1 pseudogene is annotated in these 254 nt (G+C 64.2%); it reads right to left on the bottom strand.

The annotated features are described in order from the left end of the window. Positions 1-254, bottom strand: a pseudogene (locus V5F77_RS29360) (TolC family protein); the annotation flags it as partial.

Raw genomic sequence — 254 nt, 5'->3', positions numbered from 1 at the left:
AGCTCGAGGCGCGCCGCGATAAGATCGACACGCTTTCGAATGGCTTCGACTTCGACCTGCTGTGCCGTCTGGATGCGGGGCATGCCTGGGAGTTGACCCGGCAATCTGTAGTCGACGTCGGCCCCCCACAAGCCCAGCATGCGGGTCAGGCCTTCGCGGTCCGTGCTGACCTTCAATCGAGCCTGGGCAAGCTCGTTGGACACCTCGGCGTAGAAGGAACTCGCTCGCGCCTGGTCGAGTTTCTTCGCGGCGCC

Origin of the sequence: Roseixanthobacter psychrophilus (assembly GCF_043195195.1) — a bacterium.
In the GTDB taxonomy this organism is placed as follows: domain Bacteria; phylum Pseudomonadota; class Alphaproteobacteria; order Rhizobiales; family Xanthobacteraceae; genus NCEH01.
The sequence above is the reverse complement of the archived record's forward strand: the minus strand, read 5'-3'. Positions and strand labels throughout refer to the sequence as shown.